This window comes from Lysinibacillus sp. DFXJR4 (assembly GCF_057196045.1).
In genome coordinates, this window is sequence record NZ_JBXUNW010000024.1 from 24922 (window position 1) to 50346 (window position 25425).

Here is a 25425-nt window from a genome sequence, read left to right on the forward strand (position 1 = left end):
CGATGAATTTATTACATATAAAAGAGCGAGGACTGGAAATTGAGCAGCTAGGACATTTACCGAAAGATATCTTAGAAGCTATTTACGAGCAAAAATTGTTTAAGCTATTTACACCTAAAGAACTAGGCGGTAAAGATTTAAACTTAATGGAGGGCATGAAAGTATTTCAGGAAATGTCTGCACTTGATGGAAATTTAGGCTGGCTGGTCACAATTGGTACAGGTGGCAATGCATTTATCCCAACATTCAATCAAGCCATCTGTAAAAAAATATTTTCACCAAGAAATGCTGTTATCGCAGGTAGTGGCTATCCAACAGGCGTAGCGGTGCAAGTGGAGGGTGGCTATCGTGTAACAGGGCAATGGAAGTATTGTAGTGGTGCAGATTATGCTACTACTTTTACAATGAATTGCTTTGTTGAGTACGAAGGTATAAAAACGGATCAAATCATTAGTTGTTCGGTTGAACGTGATCACGTTGAGATTCTTCAAGATTGGTGTGCAATGGGTTTAAAAGCAACAGCCAGTCATACGATTAGTGTACAAAATGCATGGGTGCCACAAGAAGCAACATTTCAGTTAGGTGCTATTCGTAATAATTACGGAAGCTTTGTACATAGCTTTCCGTTCGGCACATTTGCAGAAGCTTCCTTCCTAAGTGTTTGCCTCGGCATAACAGAAAATTTCTTACAAGAGATATCTATTATAATCAAGCAGAAAAGTGATGATCCAAGCCGTGCAGAATGTATCGATTCATTACACTCATTATTAATGCAGCAGCAACAAAAATTTAATCAGCTTGAAGAACAATTTAATGCAATATTGACGCAATACTGGGAAAGACATAACGCTGGGCAAAATTTAACGGATGAAGAGCTACTACAATTTTCACAAATGAGTAAGGATAGTGCAGCAACCTGTATCGATATTACCAACAGCTTCATTCGTAATCTTGGAATGGAGGCAATTACTGAGACATCTTCGATTAACCGTATTTGGAGAAATTTATATACGGCAGCACAGCATGGTTTTTTAACCCCATAAATTTTTTGAAGGATAGATCAGAAAATGCCAAAGCGCGGATTAAATAGCGTTTTGGCATTTAGGGATTTTTAGGGAGTCCCAACGACTTCTATTCCTTTTCTGAGGTAGTGTATACATACAGCTTAGGCAACTGAGGATCATCTTTAATAAGTGCATCTTTTGGATATTTACGTAACTCTTTATACATTGCAAAATCTCCCACTGCTCCAGCTATTAAAAAAGCCCCCACTAGGACTATCACAGTGCTGTTAAGGTAAAAACCTACAATAGTAGGTAAAACGCCTGTCGTCCAAAAAGGGAGCAGCAAGGCCTTTTTCATTGCATGATTAGGTAGTGGTTGGTCTGTTGTAGCATAAGCTATACCAAGCTCTAAATTAAGACCATATTTTAATGACTTAAAAGGAACACCCCCAAATAACATAAATCCAATTAAATGAGAGGCTTCATGTAATACAATTAAAAAAATATACAGGACAACAAAGAGAATGGACCCAATGATCATTTCCAAAAATGAGAAATGGAAATCTTTAAAGCAAATATATTGTATAGCCACAAATAATATAACAAGTCCACTTGTGACAACAACATTGTCCATCATTAGCTTTTTTATATCGAGTTCAATCACAATCGGCTCTTTCTCTGGTAGCATGAAAGCTCTCCTTCCATGAAGCTATTATATTCATTATATAGGAAGAATTATTAGTTTGCGACTTGAAAGACATGTCTCTGTATGTTACAATTCATTGATGTGAGTAATAATTATTACTTGCTCCTTGCTCCCTTATATAGGAGAGCCTAAGTCCATAAGGAGGTGTAAATAGATGAGAAAATATGAATTAATGTACATCGTACGTCCGAACATTGAAGACGAAGCGAAGAAAGCTTTAGTTGAACGTTTCAACGAAATCTTAACTTCTAACGGTGCAGAAGTCATCGAATCAAAAGAGTGGGGCAAACGTCGCCTAGCTTACGAAATTCAAGACTTCCGTGAAGGTTACTACCAAATCGTGAAAGTAAACGCTCCTTCAGAAGCAATTAACGAATATACACGTCTTGCTAACATCAGCGAAGATATCATTCGTCACATTGCAGTTCGCGAAGAAGAAAAATAATTTTTAACAAAATGCTGAAAAGGAGGTTGTATTCTGATGATAAACCGTGTCGTTTTAGTTGGAAGACTAACAAAAGATCCTGAGCTACGCTATACACCGAATGGTATTGCGTCTACACGATTTACAGTTGCTGTGAATCGAACATTCTCAAACCAACAAGGTGAACGCGAAGCTGATTTCATTAGTTGCGTTGCGTGGCGCAAACAGGCTGAAAACCTAGCGAACTTCATGCGAAAAGGAAGTTTAATTGGAGTGGAAGGCCGTATCCAAACAGGTAGCTATGAAGGACAAGATGGTAAGCGAGTATACACAACAGATGTAGTGGCAGATAGCGTACAGTTTTTAGAGTCTCGTAATGCTAGTGCTAGCGGTGCTCCTGCTCCACAATACAGTGGACAGACTTACGGTAATAACCAGCCGTCGTATGGTGGTGGTGGTCAACCACAGCAATCATTTGGTGGCTCGATGCCTGGGCAGGGTTCATTTGGCAACGATGCTGCTTATCAACAAAATCAACCACCTATGAATCAGCCGAACTATACACGTGTAGATGAGGATCCATTTGCGAATAGCAAAGGACCAATTGAAGTATCTGAGGATGATCTTCCATTCTAAATACTTCTAACATAAAAAATTAATAAGGAGGAGACATACTATGGCACCACGTCGCGGAGGCCGCAAACGCCGTAAAGTTTGCTACTTCACTGCTAATAACATTACGCATATCGACTATAAAGATGTGGATTTATTAAAAAAATTCATCTCTGAGCGCGGTAAAATCTTACCACGTCGCGTAACTGGCACTAGCGCTAAGTACCAACGTAAATTAACTTCAGCTATCAAAGTATCTCGTATCATGGGATTACTTCCATTCGTAGCAGAGGACAAATAAGATTGATGTCGCCAAGGTATTGACCTTGTATCAATTTTTAAGACCAGCATATTTCGATATTCGTATCGGTTTATGCTGGTTTTTTGTTGCAAAATGTTTTTTTAGAAAGAATTTAGGCGATTCGGTAAAAAATCCTCTATATAGACATATATTTAGCTCTAATAGTCAAGAGTTCTACAAAATATACAACAATCTATCCAGTTGTTCTTAGCGTTTTTTGTTCAATAACGTGAAAAAATGGTACAATAAAGTTTAGTTAGTTTTGACTGAAAAAAGGAAGGTTTTCAATGCCGAATAATCAAACAAAGGCGCTTGTACAGGGTGCTGCAATGGTAGCAGTTTTTACGTTGATGATGATAATATCTGCGTATATTCCTCTTGCTTTCATGCTAGTATTTTTATTTGCACCATTACCCTTTGCATGGTATAGCGCAAAATATAAGCGCTCCACATCAATTTTAGTAGCAATTGTCGGATGTATTCTAACATTTATAACTAGCGGTTTAGCCATACTGCCATTCGCATTTATTTTTGCGGTATTAGGAATAATTATGGGTGCTGCTATTCGCCAACAAAAAAGTAAATTGTATTTATTTATGTCATCAGGTATTGCAGTTCTTTTAACGACTGCAATTGTATTTCTCGCGTATTTACGTCTCGCAGGCATTAATATGGTTGAGATTGGTGTAGAAATGGCGAAAAAAAATTATGAGCAAACAGCAACAATGTCACAAAATATAACTGGGCAATCGACTATTACTCCTGACCAGATAGAAGCTGTTTCGAAGATGATGGAATTAACGATTCCATCAACAGTAACATTGGGAGCATTTTTTATAGCATTTATACTGATGTCAATTAATTTACCTGTTTTAAAACGTCTAGGATTAAATGTACCTAAATTTTCACCATTTCAACATATGCGTTTACCACGTTCAATATTATGGTATTACATGATTGTTCTGTGTATCAATTTATTTATACGCCCAGATCTAGGTTCTACATTAGATGTTATTGTCATTAATGTTTCATATATTTTATGGGTTTTATTAATATTACAGGGAATTTCCTTTATCCATTATTTTATTTCCAAAAAGGGTATGCCAGTAGGTGTAAAATGGATTGCGACTTTGCTCGCGATACCATTATCATCCTTTATGATATTACTTGGTATCATAGACTTAGGTTTCGATGTTCGTTCACTTGTGAAAGGGAAAACTCAAGAATAAGGAGCTGATGTAATGGGGACTTTTAGAAAACGACCAATTCGCTATCCGCTTTTTGTTCTTTCCATTTTTGGCATTGTGACGTTCATGCTTCTATGTTTTTGGAATATCGGGATAGGTATTGGGTATGGAGTAGGCTTTGCACTGTTAATGGCCTATACGTGGAAGGTAGAACAAGTAGCCTTTGATGAAACAGAAAAGCATATTGAATCCATTTCTTTTCGTATGAAAAAGGTTGGAGAAGAGGCATTGCTTGAAATGCCAATTGGAATTTTACTTGTCAATGATCAATATGAAATAGAGTGGTCCAATCCATATATGCAGGGAGTTTTAAATAGGGAAACATTAGTAGGTGAAGGAATAGTCAATATTTCCGATGACATCTATGTACTGATGAAGACAGAAGAATCAAATGAAGCAACAATTACGCTACGTGAACGAAAATATCGTGTTTTTTATAAAAAAGAAGAACGTCTTCTCTATTTCTTTGATATTACAGAGCAGATTGCGATTGAAAAGCAATACTTTGCAGATCGTACAGTCATTGCCATTTTATTTGTTGATAATTATGATGAAATTACGCAGGCGATGGATGACCAGCTACGTAGTTTAACCAATACAATGGTTACATCCATTGTCAATGAATGGGCTGCAGAGCACGGAATATTTGTCAAAAGAATTTCATCTGACCGTTTTTTAGCAGTATTAAATGAATCTATCTTAATTGAGCTCGAAAAGAAAAAATTTGCTATTTTAGATACCATTCGAGAAAAAACAGCGCAAAAAAATCTCTCATTAACATTGAGTATTGGTGTTGGTGCAGGATCATCATCATTAGTGGAGCTTGGTGAGCTAGCACAATCCAGTCTTGATCTTGTTTTAGGACGTGGTGGCGATCAGGTGGCTATTAAGCAGCCAACAGGAAAGCTAAAGTTCTATGGGGGAAAAACCAATCCAGTGGAAAAACGTACACGTGTAAGAGCAAGGGTTATTTCCCATGCTTTACGTGATTTAATTCAGGATAGTGATCAAGTATTTGTGATGGGACATAAAAATCCTGATATGGATTCAATTGGTGCGTCTGTCGGTGTACGAAAAATGGCGCAAATGAATGATGTAAAGGGTTATGTTATCATAAATTTTGATGAATTAAACGGAAGTGTCACACGTTTAATGAATGAAATTGAGAGTAAATCGGATTTCTATGAAAATTTCCTAACACCAGAGGAAGCTGCGGCAAAAATGACCGAAAAGTCGTTGCTCGTTATAGTTGATACACATAAACCGGATTTAGTCATCGATTCTCATCTTTTAAGATTGGCTGAAAAGGTTGTTGTGATTGATCACCATCGTAGAAGTGAGGATTTTATAGAGAATCCAACACTTGTTTATATGGAGCCGTATGCCTCGTCGACTGCTGAGCTTATTACAGAGTTACTAGAATATCAACCAAAGCGGGCGAAGATAAATATGCTAGAGGCAACAGCCCTACTAGCGGGAATTATTGTTGATACGAAGAGTTTTACCTTGCGTACTGGCGCTCGCACATTTGAAGCAGCTTCTTATTTACGGACAAATGGTGCTGATACGGTGCTTGTCCAGCGCCTTTTAAAAGAAGATGTGGATACGTATATAGAGCGTTCTAAAATTGTACAAACCGTAAAATTTGTAAAACCTGGTATTGCCATTGCTGTCGGTGAGGAATCGAAAATTTATGATTCCGTATTAATTGCGCAAACAGCAGATATTTTATTAACAATGAAGGATGTCGGTGCTTCCTTTGTTATAGCACATCGAGCAGATGGAAAAATCGGTATAAGTGCAAGGTCGCTCGGCGAAGTAAATGTCCAGCTTATTATGGAGAAGCTCGGTGGTGGCGGTCATTTAACAAATGCGGCCTGCCAGATGGAGGGGAATTCCATAGAGGACGTGAAAAAATATTTAGAAGAGGCCATAAATGAGGTACTTGAAGGGAGTTTTGAATCATGAAAGTAGTTTTTTTAAAAGATGTTAAAGGAAAAGGTAAAAAAGGAGAAATTAAAAACGTAGCTGACGGCTATGCACAAAATTTCTTAATTAAAAATGGCTATGCAGCTGAAGCTAATGCACAAGCATTAAGTCAATTAGAAGGACAAAAGAAATTACAAGCCAAAAATGCAGCAGCAGAATTAGCCGAAGCAAAAGCGTTAAAAGAAAAATTAGAAGCTTTAACTGTAGAACTCAAAGCGAAATCAGGTGAAGGTGGTCGCTTATTCGGTTCTATTTCTACTAAACAAATTGCTGATGCACTACAAAAAGTACATGGCATTAAAATTGATAAACGTAAAATGACTTTAAATGAGGGTATTCGTGCACTAGGATTTACAAATGTACCTGTAAAACTACACCATGAAGTAACTGCAACATTAAAAGTACATGTAACGGAAGAATAAGGGGCGACAATTCATGAGCGAACCGATGATGGACCGCGTTCCACCGCATAACCGGGAAGCGGAGCAATCGGTTATCGGTGCCATTTTCCTTGATCCACAAGCATTAATTACAGCGTCGGAAATTTTATTAGCGGATGATTTTTATCATAATGCACATAAGAAAATTTTCGAAACAATGCTACGCTTAAGTGACCAAGGAAAAGCGATAGATGTTGTTACAGTTACTGAAGAATTATCTGCAAAAAAAGAGATTGAGGACGTTGGCGGGCTATCGTATTTACTAGAGCTCGCCAATGCTGTCCCTACGGCTGCTAATGTCGCACACTATGCAAAAATCGTTGAAGAAAAGGCACTCTTAAGACGTTTAATTCGCGTCGCTACTAAAATTGTAGAAGATGGCTATACACGTGAAGATGAAGTAGAAGCATTGCTAGGTGAAGCAGAGAAGAAAATGATGGAGGTAGCCAATCGTAAAAATGCTGGTGATTTTAAGCATGTTAAAGACGTTTTGGTGGAAACCTTTGATAACATTGAACAGCTCCAATCTCGTAAGGGAGATGTTACAGGTATTCCGACGGGCTTCCGTGATTTAGATAATATTACTGCTGGATTCCAGCGCAACGATTTAATTATTGTAGCGGCACGTCCATCAGTGGGGAAAACAGCCTTTGCTTTAAATGTTGCGCAAAGTGTTGCTGTCCAAGCCCGTGAGAATGTTGCAATCTTCTCACTGGAAATGGGTGCAGAGCAGCTTGTCATGCGTATGCTTTGCGCAGAGGGAAATATAGATGCACAAGTTTTGCGTACAGGTGCTTTAACTACGGAAGATTGGGGTAAACTAACTATGGCAATGGGAAGTTTATCGAATTCTGGAATCTTTATTGATGATACGCCAGGTGTACGTATTAATGAAATCCGAGCAAAATGTCGACGCTTAGCACAGGAGCATGGGCTTGGAATGATTTTAATTGATTATTTACAGCTCATTCAAGGTAGTGGTAAACCTGGAGAGAACCGTCAGCAAGAGGTATCTGAAATTTCACGTTCATTAAAGGGATTAGCACGTGAATTAAAGGTTCCGGTAATTGCTTTATCACAGCTATCACGTGGTGTTGAGCAGCGTCAAGATAAGCGACCAATGATGAGTGACCTACGTGAATCAGGAAGTATTGAGCAAGATGCTGATATTGTGGCCTTCTTATATCGTGATGATTATTACGATAAAGAATCGGAAAATAAAAATATGATTGAAATCATTATTGCAAAACAGCGTAATGGTCCAACAGGTACTGTTACACTTGCATTTAAAAAAGAATTCAATAAATTTATTAACGTGGACTGGTCGCAAATGCCACCACCACCTCCACGTGATTAAGAATATCTAACGATAGAAAAGCTTTTAATCTAAATGTTAGATAATATTCATACCATTCTGTCATTAAACACGAACGTTAAATCATATTTTTTGATTTTATGTTCGTGTTTTTAACTATTTTTTGTTGACTTGTTGTTTCTATCATTGTTACAATAGTTAACGGCTTAAAAATTGAGATACAAAGCGTATCTAACGGAGGTGCTGATTATGACATCAGTAGTTGTTGTAGGAACACAATGGGGAGACGAAGGAAAAGGTAAAATTACAGATTTCCTATCGCAAAAAGCCGATGCAATCGCTCGTTTTGCAGGTGGTGATAATGCAGGACACACCATTAAATTTGATGGTGAAACATATAAGCTACATTTAATTCCATCAGGTATTTTCTATAAAGATAAGACGTCAGTAATCGGCAATGGATTGGTTGTTAATCCAAAGTCATTAGTAACGGAGCTTAGAGGTTTACAGGAGCGTGGCATAAATACAGACAACCTACGTATTTCTAATCGTGCCCATGTTATTTTGCCATATCATATCAAACAAGATATTGCTGATGAGGAGAGCCGTGGTGACAATAAAATTGGCACGACTTGTAAAGGTATTGGCCCTTGCTATCAAGATAAAGTAGCCCGCATTGGTATCCGTATGGCCGATTTACTGGACAAAGAAATATTTGAAGAAAAACTACGTCATAATTTAGCAATTAAAAATAAATTATTTGAGAAGTTTTACGAAGTTGAAGGTGTAACGTTTGAAGAAATTTTTGAAGAGTACTATGCATATGGGCAAGAAATCGCAAAATATGTAACAGATACATCAAAAATTTTAAATGATGTTTTAGATGAAGGTGGCAAAGTGTTATTTGAAGGTGCTCAAGGTATCTTACTTGATGTCGATCAAGGCACATATCCATTTGTAACATCTTCAAATCCTGTTGCTGGTGGAGTAGCAATTGGTGCTGGGATCGGTCCATCAAGAGTTTCCAGTGTAATTGGTGTATGTAAAGCTTATACATCTCGTGTTGGTGATGGTCCATTCCCAACTGAATTATTCGATGAAGTGGGTCAGCAAATCCGTGAAGTCGGTCGTGAATATGGTACAACAACGGGTCGTCCACGTCGTGTGGGCTGGTTTGATACGGTAGTTGTCCGCCATTCACGAAGAGTAAGTGGAATTACACATCTTGCACTTAATTCAATTGATGTTCTATCTGGCTTAGACACTGTAAAAATTTGTACTGCGTATAATTATCAAGGTGAAACTATTACCGAATATCCTGCAAATCTTCATATTATTGAACAATGTGAACCAATCTATGAGGAGCTGCCAGGCTGGTCAGAGGATATAACAGGCTGCAGAACTTTAGAGGAGCTACCTGAAAATGCGCGCCGCTATGTAGAGCGTGTAAGCGAGTTAACAGGAATTCAAATTGCTACATTCTCTGTTGGCCCTGCACGTGAACAAACTAATGTTTTAGTGGATATTTGGGAAGCATAATATATGAAATATACTAAATGGGCGTCCATATACGGAACGCCCATTTTTATCTTCATTCAGCAAATGTTTTTTATATCGAAAGCGTTGCAGCAGAGGCAGATACAGCAGACTCCAACCTCTATAGGTGATGAGATAAATGCGATTTTGGTTTCTTTTCAGTGGGTGTCCAAACACCTACTGAATGAAGATAAAGCCTCCAGACGCATTGTTTATCTGTGCGAAAGCGAAGCGACAGCAACAAATGTTTTCTGTAGCGAAAGCAAAGCGGCAGCTACAATTACGCCAAGGCGAAATTGATTTAGTGAATATCCTTTTTCTTAAAGCGTCCACCTTTAACCTCTGCTATATTACCAATTGCAAGGAATGCATTATCATCAATTTCAGCGACAATCGATTTAAGTTTCGACTCCTCTAATCGTGTAATAACAGTAAAAATAACCTTTTTATCGTTACCTGTATAAGCTCCCTCACCATGAAGGAAGGTTACACCTCGACCGAGTCGATCCATTATGGTTTGACCGATTTCATCTATTTCATCACTAATAATGTATACTGATTTTGATTCCTCCATTCCTTGAATAACAATGTCAATCATTTTATAGGCAATATAATAGGCTAGGATAGAGTACATAGCTTGTTCCCAGGTGAAGATAAAGCCTGCTACCGTAAAGATAAGGATATTGAAGAACATAATAATTTCACCCACAGAAAAGGGGGTTTTTCGATTAAATAAAATGGCTAAAATTTCGGTACCATCTAACGATCCACCATACCTGATAACAATGCCGACGCCAATTCCTAAAATCATGCCACCAAAAACGGTCGCTAATAAAGTATCCTGTGTAAATGGTTGTAGATTATGTAATAAGATTGTTGTTACTGATAGTACGGTAATACCTAGGCCTGTAGAAAGTGCAAAGGTTTTACCAATTTGCTTATAGCCTAAAAAGATAAAGGGTAGGTTTAAAATGAAGATAAATATACCAAGAGGTAATGTTAATAAATGAGAAGTGATGATAGAAACACCTACGATTCCACCATCCATAATGTGGTTTGGTACTAAAAATAATTCTAATCCTAGTGCCATTATTATTGCACCTAGTGCCACCATAATGCTCCTTATGACAATTCTACGAGCTCTATTTTTTTGTGGCTTGACCAATCTAGGCGTTGTTTCAGTGGTCTGTGAATCACTCAATGTTAATCGCTCCAATCAAGTAGTGTATCCTTCTTCTCTATTTTATCGGAATATTAAAAAAGTAAAAAGAAATAAGTTTAACTCTCATAAAAAATATATGAATAGTATTGTGAAAATATCAACCAATAAATATATAAAATTACAATTATAAAAGCATATAACAGATAAGAGTTATGTAACAATTAGTCGAAAAATAATACATTTATATTACAAAAGTATGAAAATATTCAATCCCTTTACCCTTTATGGTACAGTATAGTGGTGCAAAAATATTTTGTGGGTAATTAATCCTACGATAGCATAAAGTTGGAAGGGGCTTTATTGATGAGTTCGTCTTGGTATAAAAAAGAAGAAAACAATAGATTCACTTACAATCTATCTTCATTCAAAAAAATGTCTATTATAGCTATTTTAATGACAAGTTTAACCGTTAATACTGGTTTTGCAAAAGAAAATCATAAAGAGGATTTAAATAAAATTTTTCATATTTATATAGGTAATCAATATATTGGAGCAGTATCTAACGAGAAGGCTGTTCAGGAAATTATTAAATCGAAAGAAAGAGAAGTTGGTCAACAGTATAAAGAATTGTCCATTGATGCTAGTACGTCTGTTAAAATTATCCCAGAGCAGGTGTTTAGTAATGAAACTAAAGATGCTGAAATATTAGCGAAATTAGAGCAATCCTTGGTTGCTAAGTCTCAAGCCTTTACATTATTTGTAGATAATAAGCCCCTAGTATCCTTAAAAGATGCAAAAGCTTATGAAGATACTATACGTTTACTAAAATTACAGTATGTTTCACAGCAAGAGATAAATAGTTTACATACTAATCAGCAATCAATGAATCAATTGTCGACATTAAAATCTGGCGAAACTCGTCTGTTAGATGTTTCCTTTAAACAAGGAGTTTCAGGTGTTTCACAAAATGTTTCTCCAAGTACTATTGTAACTCCTGAGAAAGCCGTGGAATATTTAATGACAGGCTCTTTAAAGCAGGAAACCTATAAAATTCAATCAGGTGATGTTCTAGGCTCAGTTGCTCAAAGGCATAACCTAACGACAGCTGAGTTACTAGCCTTAAATCCTGGTATTACTGTAGATACTGTTCTACAAATTGGACAGGCATTGAACGTAACTGTTGCTAAACCATTTGTTACTCTTGAAGTCAAACAAGAGAAAAAAGTTATAGATACAATACCTTTTAAGAAAATAGTTGAAGAAGACCCAAACATGTATAAAGGTGAGAAGGTAGTGAAGCAGCAGGGCGCTGATGGTAAAAAAGAAATATCGTATCTATTAACTTCTGAGAATGGAACGCGAACATCCAAGGTAGCGTTAGAAGAGCAGATTATACAGCAACCAGTAGATGAGATTGAGGTTGTTGGTACGAAGGTCATTTCTTCTCGTGGGACAGGTGAATTTACTTGGCCTACTGTAGGAGGCTATATTTCAAGTCAAATGGGTCAACGATGGGGAACTGTCCATCGTGGTATTGATATTGCTCGACCAAGTAATTATAATATCTTAGCTTCTGATAATGGAGTTGTAGTTGCAGCAGGTAACTCAGGAAGTTATGGTAATCGAATTGTTATCAATCATAATAATGGTTATACAACACTATATGGACATTTATCTTCAATCAATGTTGAAGTGGGACAGGTAGTGGAAAAAGGTTCTGTGATCGGTATTATGGGATCTACTGGAAATTCTACAGGTACACATCTGCATTTTGAAGTTGAAAAGGATGGTTCATTAGTCAATCCTTTATCATATGTAGGACGTTAATTTTTTCGAATAACAGGCAGTCCAAAAAAAATGGACTGTCTTTTTGTATATTTCTTCTCTATTATTTCCCGAGAAATATTTGTCGAAATTCGTTTATCTTTATTCCGCAAATGTTATTTTGTATCGAAAGCGAAGCAGCAGCTACACGGTTTTATCTGTGCGAAAGCGAAGCGGCAGCTACAATTACGCCCGTCCGAAATTGATTTTAATAGTTAATAATTGTTATTGAATTTAGAATAATGCATTGAAGCTAAAAGCATGATAGAGTTAAGAGTAGTGAATTTAACTTCTTTCAGTTTTTTTGTGACCAATGTCAAGCGTCAGCCATAGAAATCTAATAGATCGTAGTGGGTGTCTAAACATCTACTAAAAAGATAGAATAAGAAGTGAAAATCTAGAAGTGAACTAACTACAGCTTCTAATGAATGACACAAATTTCAGAGAAAAATTAAAATACACATTTAGATAAATAGCGAAAGGGAGAAAATGTATGGATAAAACAATATTAGTTGTTGATGATGAAAAACCAATCGCAGATATTTTACAGTTTAATTTAATAAAGGAAGGCTATAAGGTTATTTGTGCTTATGATGGTGATGAAGCTCTCGCAAAGGTAGAGGAAGAGCAGCCAGATTTAATGCTTTTAGATATAATGCTACCAAAGCGTGATGGTATGGAGGTTTGTAGGGAAGTCCGAAAAAAATATGATTTTCCGATTATTATGCTAACAGCAAAAGGCTCTGAGATTGATAAAGTATTAGGCTTAGAAATGGGTGCAGATGATTATGTAACAAAGCCTTTTAGTACGCGCGAATTGATTGCACGTGTCAAAGCCAATATGCGCCGTTTACAGGTGGTTGCTCCTGCTGCTGAGGAGGTTGCAGAAGAGTCGAATGAGATTGTTGTAGGCTCGCTTGTCATTCAACCTGATGCTTATCTAGTATTAAAACGGGATGAAGCCATTGAGCTTACACATCGTGAATTTGAGCTATTACATTATTTGGGGAAACATATTGGTCAAGTCATGACACGTGAGCATTTATTGCAAACTGTATGGGGTTATGATTATTTTGGTGATGTTCGAACAGTTGATGTAACGATTCGTCGTTTACGTGAAAAAATTGAGGATAATCCTAGTCACCCAGCTTGGATTGTAACACGTCGTGGAGTAGGTTATTATTTGCGAAATCCTGAGCAGGAGTAAATGGTATGCAAAAAGTTAGCTTCTTTAAATCGATTCATGTCAAGCTAGTGCTTATTTATATTTTGTTAATATTGCTTGCTTTGCAAATAATAGGTATATATTTTGCGCGTGAATTGGAGGATAATTTAAAAACCAATTTTCGAGATTCCATTTTCCAACGTGTTGATTTAATGCAATACAGCATTCGTGAGGAAATTTTAAAGGAACGCGATGAAAGTATGCCAACACTTGAAGAAAGCCTGAAAACGATTGTGATGGAGTTTTCTACAGGGTTAAAGGATGTTTCTTATGGAGATATATTAGAAATTCGTGTTATTGACAATCGACAGCGGATACGTGCTACATCTGAGTTAGAAAATCAAAATCTGATTGGACAGCGCTCAAATACGGATCTTGTCCGACGTGCATTGTCAGCAGAGACATTATTTGAAAATATCAAACTTGATAATAAAACGAGAAATCGAATTTGGGTGTTAGCGACACCCATTCGAAATGGTGCAGGTACGGATGATGAAGTTATAGGGGTTCTTTATATTGAAGCTAATATTGAATCTGTTTTTGGACAAGTGAATGACATTAACCGTATTTTCCTTGGTGGAACTGCTGTGTCCTTGGTGATTACTATCTTTTTAGGAATTTTAGTAGCACGAACAATAACACAGCCGATTGCAGATATGCGTAAACAGGCACAGGCGATGGCAAAAGGAAATTATTCACGAAAAGTACGTGTTTATGGAACAGATGAAATAGGACAGCTTGCTATAACATTTAATCATTTGACAAATCGCTTGCAGGAAGCCCAATCTACTACAGATGCAGAGAGACGAAAGCTTGATTCGGTCCTTAGTAATATGACGGATGGTGTTATTGCGACAGATCGAAAGGGACGCATCATCCTTATTAATGATCCCGCACTAGAGCTCTTACATATTTCTAGGGATATTACATTAGGCCGCCCAATTGCGTCTGTTTTAGGAATTGATCAAGAGTATAGCTTTGAGGATTTAATACACATGAATGATGCGTTGAATTTAAATTTTAGTATAACTGACGCACCCTATATTTTGCGTGCGAATTTCTCGGTCATTCAAAAAGAAACAGGTTTTATTAATGGTTTAATTACTGTACTGCACGATATTACAGAACAGGAAAAAATTGAAATGGATCGTCGGGAATTTGTATCCAATGTATCACATGAGTTACGCACACCATTAACAACGATGCGCAGCTATTTAGAGGCATTGGCGGATGGTGCCTGGAAAGATGAAAATATTGCTCCAACTTTTTTGAATGTTACACAAACAGAAACAGAGCGAATGATTCGCTTAGTGAATGACTTGTTGCAGTTATCACGCATGGATAGTGCGGATTATGAATTGAATAAGGATATTGTTCTTTTCAATTCATTCTTTAATCGTATTATTGATCGCTTTGAAATGTCAAAGTCTGACAAGGTAACGTTCCAACGTTTATTCCCAGAAGCATCTTATTATGTGGAAATTGATACAGATAAAGTGACACAGGTAATTGATAATATCATTTCTAATGCAATAAAGTATTCTCCAGATGGTGGAAATGTCAGATTTGGTTTTACTGTGCAAGGTGAGATGTTGAAGGTTATGATTTCTGATGATGGTATGGGCATTCCTAAGGAAAATGTAGGACGCATTTTCGATCGTTTTTATCGTGTGGACCGCGCACGTGCTCGTTCTATGGGCGGTACAGGTCTAGGACTAGCTATTGCCAGGGAAATGATTGAAGCGCATGGAGGTAAAATCTGGGCTGAAAGTGAGGAAGGTCAAGGTACAACCATATTCTTCACATTACCTTATGATTTAGATGATTTTGACGAGGCAGGTGAGTGGGCATGAAATATATAGAGCCAGTTAAATCAGTTGTATTATTTCTACTCGTCATGTTGAGTGTCATTTTAACCTTTATCATTTGGACATATACACCAGATTATAAAATTATTGAACAAACTGAGGGAAAAGAAATCCTAATTGGATCTCAGAAGAGGATGGAGGATATCATTCGTCCCTATAAGGCAATTTATCGTTTTGATGAGGAGTTCACGGGAACGGCATCCAATGGCGCGATGAAGGATATTATGAAAGCTTTTCAGGGCTGGAATATTCTTGATTTAGTGCCAATCAATAATAATCTTACTGCGAATTATGTAAATGAAATGATTCGTACGAATAATCGTATGACCATCTTTTTTACAGGTGAAATACCTTACTCTGCCTTTAGCTCTATTTTCCAGTTTGCTGATAAGGAAATACCTGAAACAACCTTTAATCGTATGATTATTGATTGGACGAATTATGGCAACAAAGAATTACAGATCTTTTTCATTAGTAGTAATAATAAGACTTTAATGCGCTCACGTGTAAGCCTGCAAAATACCAATCCATTTATAAGGGATGTTATTGAGCCAGCGAAAACATATAGCGCTTTTAAAGAAATTGAACGTGATGGCTTTACCTCACTTTATATGCCTAATGATAAAATTGAATCTACCAAATATATGTATACGTTTATAGAGGAGCCACTTGAATCTTTTAAAAACGTGTTATTTCCAAATCCAAATATTGTTCAGCGTAGTATTGAAAGTGCAATGACTGAAAAATATCAGGATGGCAAATCGCGAATGACTGTTGATTCAAACTTAAAATCTTTAACCTATGTATATCCAGCTGTAGAAAGTAGTGCCATCATAGAGCCATCTAAGCTCTTGAAGGATAGCTTTGAATTTATCAACGAGCACGGTGGATTTACAGCTGATTATCGCTATGTATCAAAAAATACTAATAAAAATCAGTTAGAGTATCAGCAATATTTACAGGGGTTACCAGTTTATAGTGATCAAGTTATCAGCAAGATTACGACTGTTTGGGGGGATAATGTTATATTCCGCTACAAACGCCCTTATTATTCCTTAGTTTTCGATATTCCAACCGAGAAGGAGATAAAAGAGCTGCCTTCAGGTGTGGAGATTTTGGAAAAGATTCAGCAACTGAATAATTTTGTTCTGTCAGATATAGATGATGTTGTGGTGGGGTATTATTTAAAACAAGATTCAACTAGCATAATGACATTAGAGCCTTGCTGGTTTGTAGTTCATAACGGTATAGCGACAAAATTGACGCCTGAATTATTAGGAGGTGTCGTAAATGGATTGGAATAGAACAAAATCTATTTTCATCATCGTTTTTTTAATACTGGACATCTTCTTGTATTCGTTATATTTAAAACGTTATAATGAAGCGCAGAGCGTAGAAATACCTGGTGAAAGAACAATAGAGACCCGTTTAAAGGATGATAAAATTACGTATGGTGCATTGCCTAGTAATGAATCTGCAACTTATATTACGGGCAAAGTGCATAAGTTTACGGGTAGTGATTTCCCTGATAAAAATCAGCAAGCTAATATTGATGGAACACTTGCTCATGTTGTTTTTATAAATCCTGTGAAGTTACGAAATATTAATGATAATACAAGCTTTACTGAGTTTCTCCATACAAATGTTAAAGCGGGAGATTCCTATGCATTATGGAAGGTAGATCGTGAGGAGCGAGTCGCAATCTTCTTTCAGAAGAAAAATAATCAAATGTTCTATTACAATGAGAGTGCCTCATTAAAAATAAAATGGAATATGGACGACGAAGTTATTATGTATGAGCAGACCATGATTGATAATATTGAAGAAATAGAACAACAAGAAACAGTTATTCCACCACTTCAAATTATCCAAACATTGTATGCAAAAGGACTATTAAAGGCAGAATCACGTGTTACTCATATAAAGCTGGGCTATTCGACTTTTAGTAATTTAACACAAACACAAACACAAGTGTTGATACCAACATGGGAAGTACAAGTAAAATTAGCAGACGGTGAGTCAGAAGAGTACTTTGTTGATGCGATGGAAGGAAAAATTATTGATATTCAAGAGGACAAGCAAGAGGGAGAAGAGGAAGACTGGGGAGTTGAATAATGCGATTTAGTGTTTTAGCAAGTGGCAGTACAGGCAATTCGATATATGTAGAGAATGATGAACATGCATTTATTGTCGATGCAGGGCTAAGTGGAAAAAGGATGGAGCAGCTATTTGCGAAAATCGACCGTAATATGAAACAGCTGAGTGGCATCTTCGTGACACATGAACATAGTGACCATATTAAGGGAATTGGTGTATTGGCACGAAAATATAATGTACCTGTTTATGCAAATGCCAAGACATGGCAGGCGATGGACGGGCTTGTTGGTGATATTCCCCTAGAGCAACGTTTTGAATTTGAAATGGATACAGTAAAGCACTTTGGCTCAATAGCTATTGAATCCTTTGCTGTGTCACATGATGCAGCGGATCCAATGTTCTATACTTTTCATGAAAATGGGCGCAAGCTTGTTGTTATCACGGATACAGGCTATGTTAGCGACCGTATGAAAGGTATTATTCGAGGTGCAGATTCCTTTGTTTTTGAAAGTAACCATGATGTGAATATGCTACAAATGGGCCGTTATCCATGGTCGATAAAACGCCGTATTTTAAGTGATGTAGGGCATGTCTCAAATGAAGATGCGGCAGTAGCTATGAGTGAGGTCGTATTTGAAAAGCCAACAAATATTTATTTATCGCATTTAAGTAAGGATAATAATATGAAAGAGCTTGCACGCATGAGTGTCACACAAACATTACAATCCTGCGGTATTATTGTAGGAGAGTATGTTAAGTTATTTGATACGGATGCAGAGGAACCAACCCAATTGGTAACAGTTTAATATTATTGAAACTTTTTGAGAGGCTGCTTCATCGTAATTTAAAAAAAATACGATGAGACAGCCATTTTTATGTCCATTTTATTTATTTTTCATCTGATTTTAATGTTTGAATCGTAATATTAGGGTAACAACTAACAAATACTAATACATGAAAGGATGAGGAAAATGGGCTATTTCCAAGATGATGATAAAAATCGTGATTTCCTAAATAATGATGAAATACAGAAATCACCTCTTCAAGAGCGACTTGAAAAAGAGGAGCGAGAAATACAAGAGAAGCGTCAAAAAAAGAAAGGTGGCGGCGGAGGAGGTAAGGGCGGTTACTTCTTTAGTGGTCTCATTGGGGTCATCATAGGTGCTTTGCTTGTGTGGCTTATGCTACCTGGGCTTGTTAACCAGATGCCTGGTACAACGACAAGCAATACAGGTAAAAATGAAACGACCATCAATCAAGTAGCAACAGAAGTGACAACGGATGTTACAAAAGCAGTAGATATGGCCTCAGGTGCAGTTGTAGGTATAACTAATATACAAGAAGTAACTAGCGGTGGATTCTGGAATCCGCCAACAACATCAACACAGCCTGCTGGAAGCGGTTCAGGTGTTATTTATAAGGTACAGGGTGACAAGGCCTTTATCGTAACAAATAACCATGTTATTCAGGGCGCAAAACAGCTAGAAGTAACAATGCCAGATGGAACGAAGGAAGAAGCACAGTTAGTTGGTAGAGACGAATGGACAGACTTAGCGGTTATTTCAATCAGCTCTAAGGATGTTAAAACAGTTGCAAAATTTGGGAGCTCAGATGTCCTAAAACAAGGTGAAACAGTAATCGCAATTGGTAACCCACTTGGCTTAGAATTTTATGGATCTGTTACGACAGGTGTTGTTTCTGGTAAGGATCGTTCTGTACCGGTTGATATAAATGGTGATGGAACAATTGATTGGCAGCAAGAGGTTTTACAAACAGATGCTGCTATCAACCCTGGTAATAGTGGAGGTGCATTAGTAAACCTTGCAGGAGAATTAGTCGGCATTAACTCCATGAAAATTGCTGAATCCTCTGTAGAAGGATTAGGCTTCTCAATTCCAATTAACTCAGCCATTCCAATTATTGAGGAATTAGAGAAAAACGGTGAAATGAAACGTCCAACAATGGGTATTCAGCTAGCTGATTTAACGGATGTACCATCATTCTACCAACAGCAAACATTAAAATTACCGAAAGATATTACGACAGGCGTTGTCATTACAGACGTTGTAAATAACTCACCAGCATCAAAAGCAGGTGTCCAACAATATGATGTCATTGTAGAAATGGATGGCAAAAAAATCGAAACAGCAATTGATTTACGCAAACATTTATATAATGATAAAAAAATTGGTGATAAATTAACAATGAAAGTATACCGCCAAGGTAAATTAGTGGAGCTATCACTAACTTTAACAAATAGCAATTCATTGTAAATATAAATCAGTGAGGGGTTAATAATCCTCACTGATTTTTTTGTGGATAGAAAAAAATTGACTAGCCTTATACAAAAGGATAGAGCAAATATTGTGGATAACTAGAAAATTGTGAATAATATCTCTACACATCAAAACAGCAAGAGAAAGCCTTTTCTTTCATACTTGTCAGTCCTTTGTTACAATAGATTGTGGATAACATAGACTGAAATGTGAATAAGTTTGTGGAAATTTCGGAAAACAAGGAGACATAGAGAAATGGAAAAATACAGCTGCGAAAACCATATAGATCACGCTTTAGACATGTTTGTAGCGGAGCAAAAAGTATTCCCAATTATGGATAAAGTCGAAGAGGAAAAAAAGTTATCCACAAAATGTAGTTACTGTGAACAACCAGCAGAATATATTGTATCAAGTAAATAACTTTACACAATATATAGGAATGCTATGTGGATATGTTGATAACTTCTGTGGATAATTTGTTTGTAAATGAATTGTAAAGGTGGATAACGTGTGAATATAACGATTGTATCAGTCGGCAAACTAAAAGAAAAGTACTTAAAAATGGGCATTGATGAATATGTGAAACGACTCGGTGGTTATGCAAAGATGGATATCATTGAGGTACCAGATGAAAAAGCCCCCGAGCAGCTAAGCGATGCCGAAATGGACATCGTCAAGAAAAAGGAGGGTGAACGTATCCTCTCCAAAATTAGTCCAGATACATACGTTATCGCCCTAGCGATTAACGGCAAAATGAAAACCTCTGAACAAATGGCAGCAGATCTTGAAACCCTCATGACCTACGGCAAAAGCAAAATCGCCTTCGTCATCGGTGGCTCCCTCGGCCTACACAATGAAGTATTGAAGCGAGCTGACGAGCAGCAATCCTTCGGCCAAATGACATTACCCCACCAGCTAATGAAGCTAGTCCTGGTGGAGCAGATTTATCGGAGTTTTAGGATTATGAAGGGTGAACCGTATCATAAATAAGTGCGGTTTTTTTAAAGAATCACCTAGAACGTTGATTTAACAATGTTTTAGGTGTTTTTAATTGAAAAAATATTAAAATTAGCTCTAGAGTATTACGATGAAACCAATCAATATCAAGCCCCAAATTGCTTTACTTTTTACCATTTTCCAATAGTTTATTGCTTTTTTTTTGGAATAAGTGTGTATAATTTGTGTGTAGTGTTATTCCAAAATATGAGAATAATTCATAGTTTAGGAAATAAATGTTGTTATGGAACAATTTAAAAGAATATAAGGGAAGGAGAATTTATGAAGCATTTTTCTATAGCTTTATTAACTTTATTTTTGAGTTTAATTGTTTTTTTCATTCTAGGAGCATTTGGTTTAACAGATTATATTGATGGCTTAATCATGTCTATAGGTTTAATTATAGTTATTTTACTATCTGTAATTATTAGTCTATTAGTAAAAATTAACCAAAATATCAAAAAGATGTTTAAATAGGTTAAAAATATGTTATCGCGAACAAAAGGGAGGTTTTACCATGATAAAAAAATTAGGTTTTATAGTTGTACTATGTTCATCGTTTTTATTTTTTAATCCTCTTGTAAAGGGTGCCGAAATTCAAGAGTTAACAGCAGATGAACTAGATTATCTTTACAATGAATTAGGATTTACAGAGGCAAAAATTAATGCATTACCTGCTAGTCATCTAAAAGATTTCGTTGCAGGAAAAGCAGAAGTAGTTGGTAGTTTTAATGAAGTTTATTCATTTGACGAAAAAGGATTTACTACACTAGCTGATATTCCAAAAGGAGATTTAAGTTTTATCGGAGATGTTCTTAAAGTAAATACAAGTGATGTATCTGGTTACAATAAGTTTTATGCTTATGCAAACTTGGGTCTATGTGAGAAAACACAATTAGACCAATTTCGAAGACTTTGGCATAAGTAAGTACTGTTTTATTGTTTAAATATAAACGAGCCTATCCAAGATGAATAGGCTTTTCTTTAAATAACAATAAAAGCGAGCATCAACCTGTTCAGTTGATGTTTACATCCCACGTAGGCGGTCAATGGCCCTTTTCACTTTGACGGGCTACGTGGGATGTGGAATAATCCATTCGGGATGTTGCCCAAGAAGAAAACTTAAGCGAGATGTGTCCAAAAACTTGATGTAGATCCACTTTTCCTTTAAGCGATCAAACAACAACAACACTTTCCCGTATGACGCTGCTTTATTGGCATTTCTAAGTCCGCTATCAGCCAATCCATGATTTCATCTTTATACATCTATCTTTTTTGACACGGTTTTACGCTTCTCTAGTTTCAGATTAAAATCCTGTTGCTCCACGTATTTTTGTACGGTTTTAAAATCATGTCCCGTTTCATTTGCTATTTTCCGTAAGGAATAACCCTTTTCCTCATACAAAAATTTGATATGATGAACTTGTATCATTGTAAGCATCCTTTCCATTCCTCCTAATCGACTTTTTTGCCAATTAGAAGGTTAGTAGATTTGAAGGGTACGGACAATGATATTTTTTTACGTTTTAAAGGACCTATAACTGCTAGAATTTCCAGTTACATTCTGTCCCTTTTTATTTTGCACTAAACATTTTATATTAAAGTGAAATTCCACGTAATTAACCATATATAAATTGACCCGTAGTCATAAATAATAATTATAAAATAAATATTCTAAAATTTAATCAATAAAATAATAAGATAAATATTGACCGCGAGTCTAAAAAATATTATAAATAGTTTAGTGGCTATTTCCAAAAAAAAGGGGAAATGTAAGTTGTCTAATACACGTATTCATTTTATGGATTTTTTAAAAGTGTTTCTTTCTTGCACTGTAATCGTCCACCATGCAGGTCAACCCTATGGCGGGGCAAATGGTTTTTGGTATGTACGAGATTTGGGTGTCGATTCTGACTTGGGCGTTTTTTTTGGGATTAACTCTGCCTTTAATATGAGTCTTTATTTTTTTCTTTCTGCTTATTTTATCCCTCTTGCGTATAAACACAAAGGGAATATAGGTTTTTTGAAAGATCGGTTGAAGAGAATTGGTATACCTTTATTGTTTGGATTTATAGTAATAATTCCTTTAATAATGTACTTTTATTATAATGAATTTCGTGGTTACCCTAACCTATCGTTATATGAATACTATAGAAATATTTATCTAGGATTTGGTGAAAAACCATTAAATTGGACAGGGCCATCTTGGCCAGACCTAAATTTTGGCCATCTTTGGTTTATTGAACATCTTCTTATTTATTCACTGATATATCTATTATTAAAGAATCTTTTTAAAAATATTAATTTACCAAAAATTTCAATTGCTCCAACACATAAACATATTTTTATATTTGTTATTATCGTATCGTTAATCACTTTTTTAGTTCGAACAAGTTATTCGATTGATGAATGGATTGGTGTACTAGGTTTTATCCAAATGGAGTATGCACACTTTCCTCAATATTTAGCATTTGTAGTTTTGGGAATAACAGCTGCTAATAGTAACTGGATTTATCATATCCCTAAAGGCGTTGGTAATTTATGGTTATTTATAGGGGTTTTATTAATTGCTTTAAATGTCATTGGGATTGTACCACATTCAAGGGGTGGATGGGATAGTAGTTCACTTATTTATGCAATCTATGAGACCTTTTTATGTACAGGACTTTCAATTGGTTTAATTGAATTATTTCAACGTAAATTAAATAGAAAATCAAAATGGATGGAGACGCTAGCTAAAAATTCCTTTTGTGTTTACATTATTCATATTCCGGTTTTAATTGGAATTCAATATATTTTAATTAGTGTACCTGTTTCAGGCTATATAAAATTCGTATTAGCATCACTATTGGGGATTGTCTTTAGCCATTTAATATCGTATTTTATTATTCGAAAATTACCGGTTATTAGTCTATTATTCTCTGGTACAAATCATAGACGTTCTCAAAGTTTAGTCGATAAATTTAATAAGAAGAGTATATATTAGTTCTCTGCTTGTCTCCAATTCTCTCTTTGACAACATTCCTGCGAGTTTTTATAACCCAGGCTATTCTCGCAGGAGTACTTTGGAAATATACAGGATCTTTATGAAGATATTCCTTTAAAGAAAACATCAAAACTCATCATAAGTTGTGTAATAAGATCATCTTCGCCTCCACCAAGACACCAGTGGGTTAATACACCAATAAACATTTGAATAGTTAAGTCTGCCAGTGTTTCAGGGGATAATTTTTGTGTAAATTCCCCCGTTTCTTGTCCATGCTTAAAAATTGGAATCAATAAAGCACGAAGATTATTCATATTATCTATGTGATTATTTAAATTATTAGCACTTGAGAGAGTTGCCATTAAAGTTGCTCTTCTTAATGACCTTGTATAGTTTAAATTATGTACGATATTAATTAACGAAGAGAGTAGTTTAGGTACTACTGGACTTGTGATATTCATTAATTTTTCAGCTTCTGAATAGATTGAAATTCTTTCGAAATCCTCTATGACTGCCTCTTTTGTCGGAAAATAATTAAAAAAAGTACCCTTAGAAACTCCAGCTAATTTCACAATATCTTCAACCTTTGTCGACTCATATCCGTTTTCTGAAAATAATTTGAAAGCAGCGTTTGTTATAGCTAATTTAGTTTGTCTTTTCTTTTCTTCCCTTCCCAACTTTATTCACTCCATTTCTTACAATAACGTTATTATTAATTCTACTATAAATAACTATTTAAAAAGTAATTATTGTTTTAATAATACGTATTAAGAAAAACAGACAGCTATTATTGATATGCACCCAATTAGGTAGATAGATGAAATAAAAAAATTCATCTTATCTAATTGGTGGCATTTTTGTATGGCCTTTTATAAACATCCCAAAGAATTAATGTTATCTATTGTTCATTTTTATATCAAGACACTAGCGTCGCATTGAAATAGCTTAGGTTTCAATTTGAGTCTGAATTTTCTGTAATTATATTTCCCCATAAAAAAATCCTTTATAATGGTTTGGCGGTAGTAACCAATCCAAATCCAACATAAGGGACAAACACATGGATAAGATACCAATTGAACTAATAATATAAAAAGAAGATGATAAGGGTTGGTTTAGGATAAAGGTGATTAAACAATTCTATTCATTCCTTATTTGGCAACAAATAAAAAGAATCCATTTTGATCAATCTTTTTCCTAAATGGATTCTTATCTTGAATATTTAAATTTAAGGTTTATAAAAAAGTTTGATTATTTCTACTTGTATTCTTCAACAATCGCGCCCGATTGTGAATATCAAGATAGTGGTCACTGATTTTTACTTGTTAAACTAAAGCACCCCATTCGTATTATAAGGTCAGCCAGAGTAAATCTGGTTGACTATTTTTTATTCAATTTATAGATTGATAGTAGCCGGGGT

The 25425-nt window shown here is 35.9% G+C and carries 25 protein-coding genes and 1 pseudogene; 22 read left to right on the forward strand and 4 right to left on the reverse strand.

The features are described from left to right. The first annotated feature begins 2 nt into the window (after positions 1 to 2). Positions 3 to 1043 (forward strand): acyl-CoA dehydrogenase family protein, encoded by a 1041-nt coding sequence (locus AC2CGN_RS24090; RefSeq protein ID WP_484516698.1) that lies wholly within the window; start codon positions 3 to 5, stop codon positions 1041 to 1043. An 88-nt stretch (positions 1044 to 1131) separates the two neighbouring features. Here the strand turns inward: AC2CGN_RS24090 and AC2CGN_RS24095 are convergent, their stop codons facing one another. Further along, positions 1132 to 1692: a DUF3267 domain-containing protein gene (locus AC2CGN_RS24095; protein ID WP_429983555.1), complete on the reverse strand. Its 561-nt coding sequence runs from the start codon at positions 1690 to 1692 to the stop codon at positions 1132 to 1134. A gap of 172 nt (positions 1693 to 1864) precedes the next feature. On the opposite strand from AC2CGN_RS24095, the gene rpsF reads away from it, so the two are divergent. The 9 genes from rpsF (at position 1865) to AC2CGN_RS24140 (ending at position 9874) form a co-directional block, all read left to right on the forward strand. Then, the gene (rpsF, locus tag AC2CGN_RS24100) at positions 1865 to 2155 is read left to right on the forward strand and encodes a 30S ribosomal protein S6 (protein WP_054771600.1); all 291 of its coding nucleotides are present in this window, start codon (positions 1865 to 1867) and stop codon (positions 2153 to 2155) included. 36 nt (positions 2156 to 2191) lie between these two features. Beyond that, on the forward strand, positions 2192 to 2770 hold the full coding sequence (gene ssb / locus AC2CGN_RS24105) for a single-stranded DNA-binding protein (protein WP_286923218.1): 579 nt from the start codon (positions 2192 to 2194) through the stop codon (positions 2768 to 2770). Between the two features lie 40 nt (positions 2771 to 2810). Then, the gene (rpsR, locus tag AC2CGN_RS24110; protein ID WP_012296211.1) at positions 2811 to 3047 is read left to right on the forward strand and encodes a 30S ribosomal protein S18; all 237 of its coding nucleotides are present in this window, start codon (positions 2811 to 2813) and stop codon (positions 3045 to 3047) included. A gap of 287 nt (positions 3048 to 3334) precedes the next feature. Then, positions 3335 to 4276 (forward strand): YybS family protein, encoded by a 942-nt coding sequence (locus tag AC2CGN_RS24115; protein ID WP_484516701.1) that lies wholly within the window; start codon positions 3335 to 3337, stop codon positions 4274 to 4276. Between the two features lie 12 nt (positions 4277 to 4288). Beyond that, positions 4289 to 6262 carry a DHH family phosphoesterase gene (locus AC2CGN_RS24120; RefSeq protein ID WP_286923216.1) on the forward strand — a complete coding sequence of 658 codons (1974 nt, stop codon included), beginning with the start codon at positions 4289 to 4291 and terminating at the stop codon, positions 6260 to 6262. Then, complete coding sequence (rplI, locus tag AC2CGN_RS24125; RefSeq protein ID WP_283870191.1) at positions 6259 to 6705, forward strand: 50S ribosomal protein L9; 447 nt, start codon at positions 6259 to 6261, stop codon at positions 6703 to 6705. Before AC2CGN_RS24120 ends, rplI begins: the two co-directional genes overlap by 4 nt. A gap of 13 nt (positions 6706 to 6718) precedes the next feature. Continuing rightward, on the forward strand, positions 6719 to 8080 hold the full coding sequence (gene dnaB / locus AC2CGN_RS24130; protein WP_283870190.1) for a replicative DNA helicase: 1362 nt from the start codon (positions 6719 to 6721) through the stop codon (positions 8078 to 8080). Between the two features lie 207 nt (positions 8081 to 8287). Further along, positions 8288 to 9577, forward strand: coding sequence for an adenylosuccinate synthase (locus AC2CGN_RS24135; RefSeq protein ID WP_429983554.1), 1290 nt, complete (start codon positions 8288 to 8290; stop codon positions 9575 to 9577). Between the two features lie 3 nt (positions 9578 to 9580). Continuing rightward, entirely contained in the window at positions 9581 to 9874 is a 294-nt protein-coding gene (locus tag AC2CGN_RS24140) for a hypothetical protein (RefSeq protein ID WP_484516704.1), read from the forward strand. A 1-nt stretch (position 9875) separates the two neighbouring features. Here the strand turns inward: AC2CGN_RS24140 and AC2CGN_RS24145 are convergent, their stop codons facing one another. Next, positions 9876 to 10688 (reverse strand): YitT family protein, encoded by an 813-nt coding sequence (locus AC2CGN_RS24145; RefSeq protein ID WP_429984035.1) that lies wholly within the window; start codon positions 10686 to 10688, stop codon positions 9876 to 9878. A 411-nt stretch (positions 10689 to 11099) separates the two neighbouring features. On the opposite strand from AC2CGN_RS24145, the gene AC2CGN_RS24150 reads away from it, so the two are divergent. The 11 genes from AC2CGN_RS24150 to AC2CGN_RS24200 all read left to right on the forward strand — a co-directional run bounded on the left by AC2CGN_RS24150 (position 11100) and on the right by AC2CGN_RS24200 (position 21950). After that, a complete protein-coding gene (locus AC2CGN_RS24150; RefSeq protein WP_484516706.1) occupies positions 11100 to 12563 on the forward strand; it encodes a LysM peptidoglycan-binding domain-containing M23 family metallopeptidase in 1464 nt (487 codons plus the stop codon). Between the two features lie 30 nt (positions 12564 to 12593). Continuing rightward, the gene (locus AC2CGN_RS24155; protein WP_484516708.1) at positions 12594 to 12779 is read left to right on the forward strand and encodes a hypothetical protein; all 186 of its coding nucleotides are present in this window, start codon (positions 12594 to 12596) and stop codon (positions 12777 to 12779) included. Positions 12780 to 13053: 274 nt separating this feature from the next. Beyond that, entirely contained in the window at positions 13054 to 13767 is a 714-nt protein-coding gene (gene yycF, locus AC2CGN_RS24160) for a response regulator YycF (RefSeq protein WP_286923212.1), read from the forward strand. A 5-nt stretch (positions 13768 to 13772) separates the two neighbouring features. Beyond that, positions 13773 to 15638: a cell wall metabolism sensor histidine kinase WalK gene (gene walK / locus AC2CGN_RS24165; protein WP_286923211.1), complete on the forward strand. Its 1866-nt coding sequence runs from the start codon at positions 13773 to 13775 to the stop codon at positions 15636 to 15638. After that, a complete protein-coding gene (locus AC2CGN_RS24170; RefSeq protein WP_286923210.1) occupies positions 15635 to 16957 on the forward strand; it encodes a YycH family regulatory protein in 1323 nt (440 codons plus the stop codon). The genes walK and AC2CGN_RS24170 overlap by 4 nt, the downstream gene beginning before the upstream one ends. Then, positions 16944 to 17768, forward strand: a complete 825-nt coding sequence (locus AC2CGN_RS24175) for a two-component system regulatory protein YycI (protein WP_286923209.1) — start codon at positions 16944 to 16946, stop codon at positions 17766 to 17768. Before AC2CGN_RS24170 ends, AC2CGN_RS24175 begins: the two co-directional genes overlap by 14 nt. Continuing rightward, positions 17768 to 18556, forward strand: coding sequence for an MBL fold metallo-hydrolase (locus tag AC2CGN_RS24180; RefSeq protein WP_283870182.1), 789 nt, complete (start codon positions 17768 to 17770; stop codon positions 18554 to 18556). Before AC2CGN_RS24175 ends, AC2CGN_RS24180 begins: the two co-directional genes overlap by 1 nt. Positions 18557 to 18721: 165 nt before the next feature. Continuing rightward, entirely contained in the window at positions 18722 to 20023 is a 1302-nt protein-coding gene (locus AC2CGN_RS24185) for a S1C family serine protease (RefSeq protein ID WP_286923207.1), read from the forward strand. A gap of 258 nt (positions 20024 to 20281) precedes the next feature. Continuing rightward, positions 20282 to 20446 carry a CxxH/CxxC protein gene (locus AC2CGN_RS24190; protein ID WP_283870180.1) on the forward strand — a complete coding sequence of 55 codons (165 nt, stop codon included), beginning with the start codon at positions 20282 to 20284 and terminating at the stop codon, positions 20444 to 20446. Positions 20447 to 20536: 90 nt separating this feature from the next. After that, a complete protein-coding gene (gene rlmH / locus AC2CGN_RS24195) occupies positions 20537 to 21016 on the forward strand; it encodes a 23S rRNA (pseudouridine(1915)-N(3))-methyltransferase RlmH (protein ID WP_484516711.1) in 480 nt (159 codons plus the stop codon). A gap of 523 nt (positions 21017 to 21539) precedes the next feature. Continuing rightward, the gene (locus AC2CGN_RS24200) at positions 21540 to 21950 is read left to right on the forward strand and encodes a hypothetical protein (protein WP_484516713.1); all 411 of its coding nucleotides are present in this window, start codon (positions 21540 to 21542) and stop codon (positions 21948 to 21950) included. 263 nt (positions 21951 to 22213) lie between these two features. On the opposite strand, the pseudogene AC2CGN_RS24205 reads toward AC2CGN_RS24200, so the two are convergent. After that, positions 22214 to 22454: pseudogene (locus tag AC2CGN_RS24205) on the reverse strand (IS21 family transposase); the annotation flags it as partial. A 369-nt stretch (positions 22455 to 22823) separates the two neighbouring features. On the opposite strand from AC2CGN_RS24205, the gene AC2CGN_RS24210 reads away from it, so the two are divergent. Further along, on the forward strand, positions 22824 to 24008 hold the full coding sequence (locus AC2CGN_RS24210; RefSeq protein ID WP_484516714.1) for an acyltransferase family protein: 1185 nt from the start codon (positions 22824 to 22826) through the stop codon (positions 24006 to 24008). A 98-nt stretch (positions 24009 to 24106) separates the two neighbouring features. On the opposite strand, the gene AC2CGN_RS24215 is transcribed toward AC2CGN_RS24210, so the two are convergent. Beyond that, positions 24107 to 24685: a TetR/AcrR family transcriptional regulator gene (locus AC2CGN_RS24215; protein WP_283870034.1), complete on the reverse strand. Its 579-nt coding sequence runs from the start codon at positions 24683 to 24685 to the stop codon at positions 24107 to 24109. Positions 24686 to 25425: the final 740 nt, after the last annotated feature.

Coding starts and splice junctions, on each gene's coding strand:
- AC2CGN_RS24210 (WP_484516714.1), top strand. CDS start 22,824: ATGGATTTTTTAAAAGTGTTTCTTTCTTGCACTGTAATCGTCCACCAT.
- dnaB (WP_283870190.1), top strand. CDS start 6,719: ATGAGCGAACCGATGATGGACCGCGTTCCACCGCATAACCGGGAAGCG.
- AC2CGN_RS24145 (WP_429984035.1), bottom strand. CDS start 10,688: ATGGTGGCACTAGGTGCAATAATAATGGCACTAGGATTAGAATTATTT.
- AC2CGN_RS24200 (WP_484516713.1), top strand. CDS start 21,540: ATGATAAAAAAATTAGGTTTTATAGTTGTACTATGTTCATCGTTTTTA.
- walK (WP_286923211.1), top strand. CDS start 13,773: ATGCAAAAAGTTAGCTTCTTTAAATCGATTCATGTCAAGCTAGTGCTT.
- AC2CGN_RS24155 (WP_484516708.1), top strand. CDS start 12,594: ATGGACTGTCTTTTTGTATATTTCTTCTCTATTATTTCCCGAGAAATA.
- AC2CGN_RS24120 (WP_286923216.1), top strand. CDS start 4,289: ATGGGGACTTTTAGAAAACGACCAATTCGCTATCCGCTTTTTGTTCTT.
- rpsF (WP_054771600.1), top strand. CDS start 1,865: ATGAGAAAATATGAATTAATGTACATCGTACGTCCGAACATTGAAGAC.
- AC2CGN_RS24190 (WP_283870180.1), top strand. CDS start 20,282: ATGGAAAAATACAGCTGCGAAAACCATATAGATCACGCTTTAGACATG.
- AC2CGN_RS24180 (WP_283870182.1), top strand. CDS start 17,768: ATGCGATTTAGTGTTTTAGCAAGTGGCAGTACAGGCAATTCGATATAT.
- ssb (WP_286923218.1), top strand. CDS start 2,192: ATGATAAACCGTGTCGTTTTAGTTGGAAGACTAACAAAAGATCCTGAG.
- AC2CGN_RS24135 (WP_429983554.1), top strand. CDS start 8,288: ATGACATCAGTAGTTGTTGTAGGAACACAATGGGGAGACGAAGGAAAA.
- AC2CGN_RS24095 (WP_429983555.1), bottom strand. CDS start 1,692: ATGCTACCAGAGAAAGAGCCGATTGTGATTGAACTCGATATAAAAAAG.
- AC2CGN_RS24185 (WP_286923207.1), top strand. CDS start 18,722: ATGGGCTATTTCCAAGATGATGATAAAAATCGTGATTTCCTAAATAAT.
- rplI (WP_283870191.1), top strand. CDS start 6,259: ATGAAAGTAGTTTTTTTAAAAGATGTTAAAGGAAAAGGTAAAAAAGGA.
- AC2CGN_RS24090 (WP_484516698.1), top strand. CDS start 3: ATGAATTTATTACATATAAAAGAGCGAGGACTGGAAATTGAGCAGCTA.
- AC2CGN_RS24140 (WP_484516704.1), top strand. CDS start 9,581: ATGAAATATACTAAATGGGCGTCCATATACGGAACGCCCATTTTTATC.
- AC2CGN_RS24175 (WP_286923209.1), top strand. CDS start 16,944: ATGGATTGGAATAGAACAAAATCTATTTTCATCATCGTTTTTTTAATA.
- AC2CGN_RS24115 (WP_484516701.1), top strand. CDS start 3,335: ATGCCGAATAATCAAACAAAGGCGCTTGTACAGGGTGCTGCAATGGTA.
- yycF (WP_286923212.1), top strand. CDS start 13,054: ATGGATAAAACAATATTAGTTGTTGATGATGAAAAACCAATCGCAGAT.
- AC2CGN_RS24150 (WP_484516706.1), top strand. CDS start 11,100: ATGAGTTCGTCTTGGTATAAAAAAGAAGAAAACAATAGATTCACTTAC.
- AC2CGN_RS24170 (WP_286923210.1), top strand. CDS start 15,635: ATGAAATATATAGAGCCAGTTAAATCAGTTGTATTATTTCTACTCGTC.
- rpsR (WP_012296211.1), top strand. CDS start 2,811: ATGGCACCACGTCGCGGAGGCCGCAAACGCCGTAAAGTTTGCTACTTC.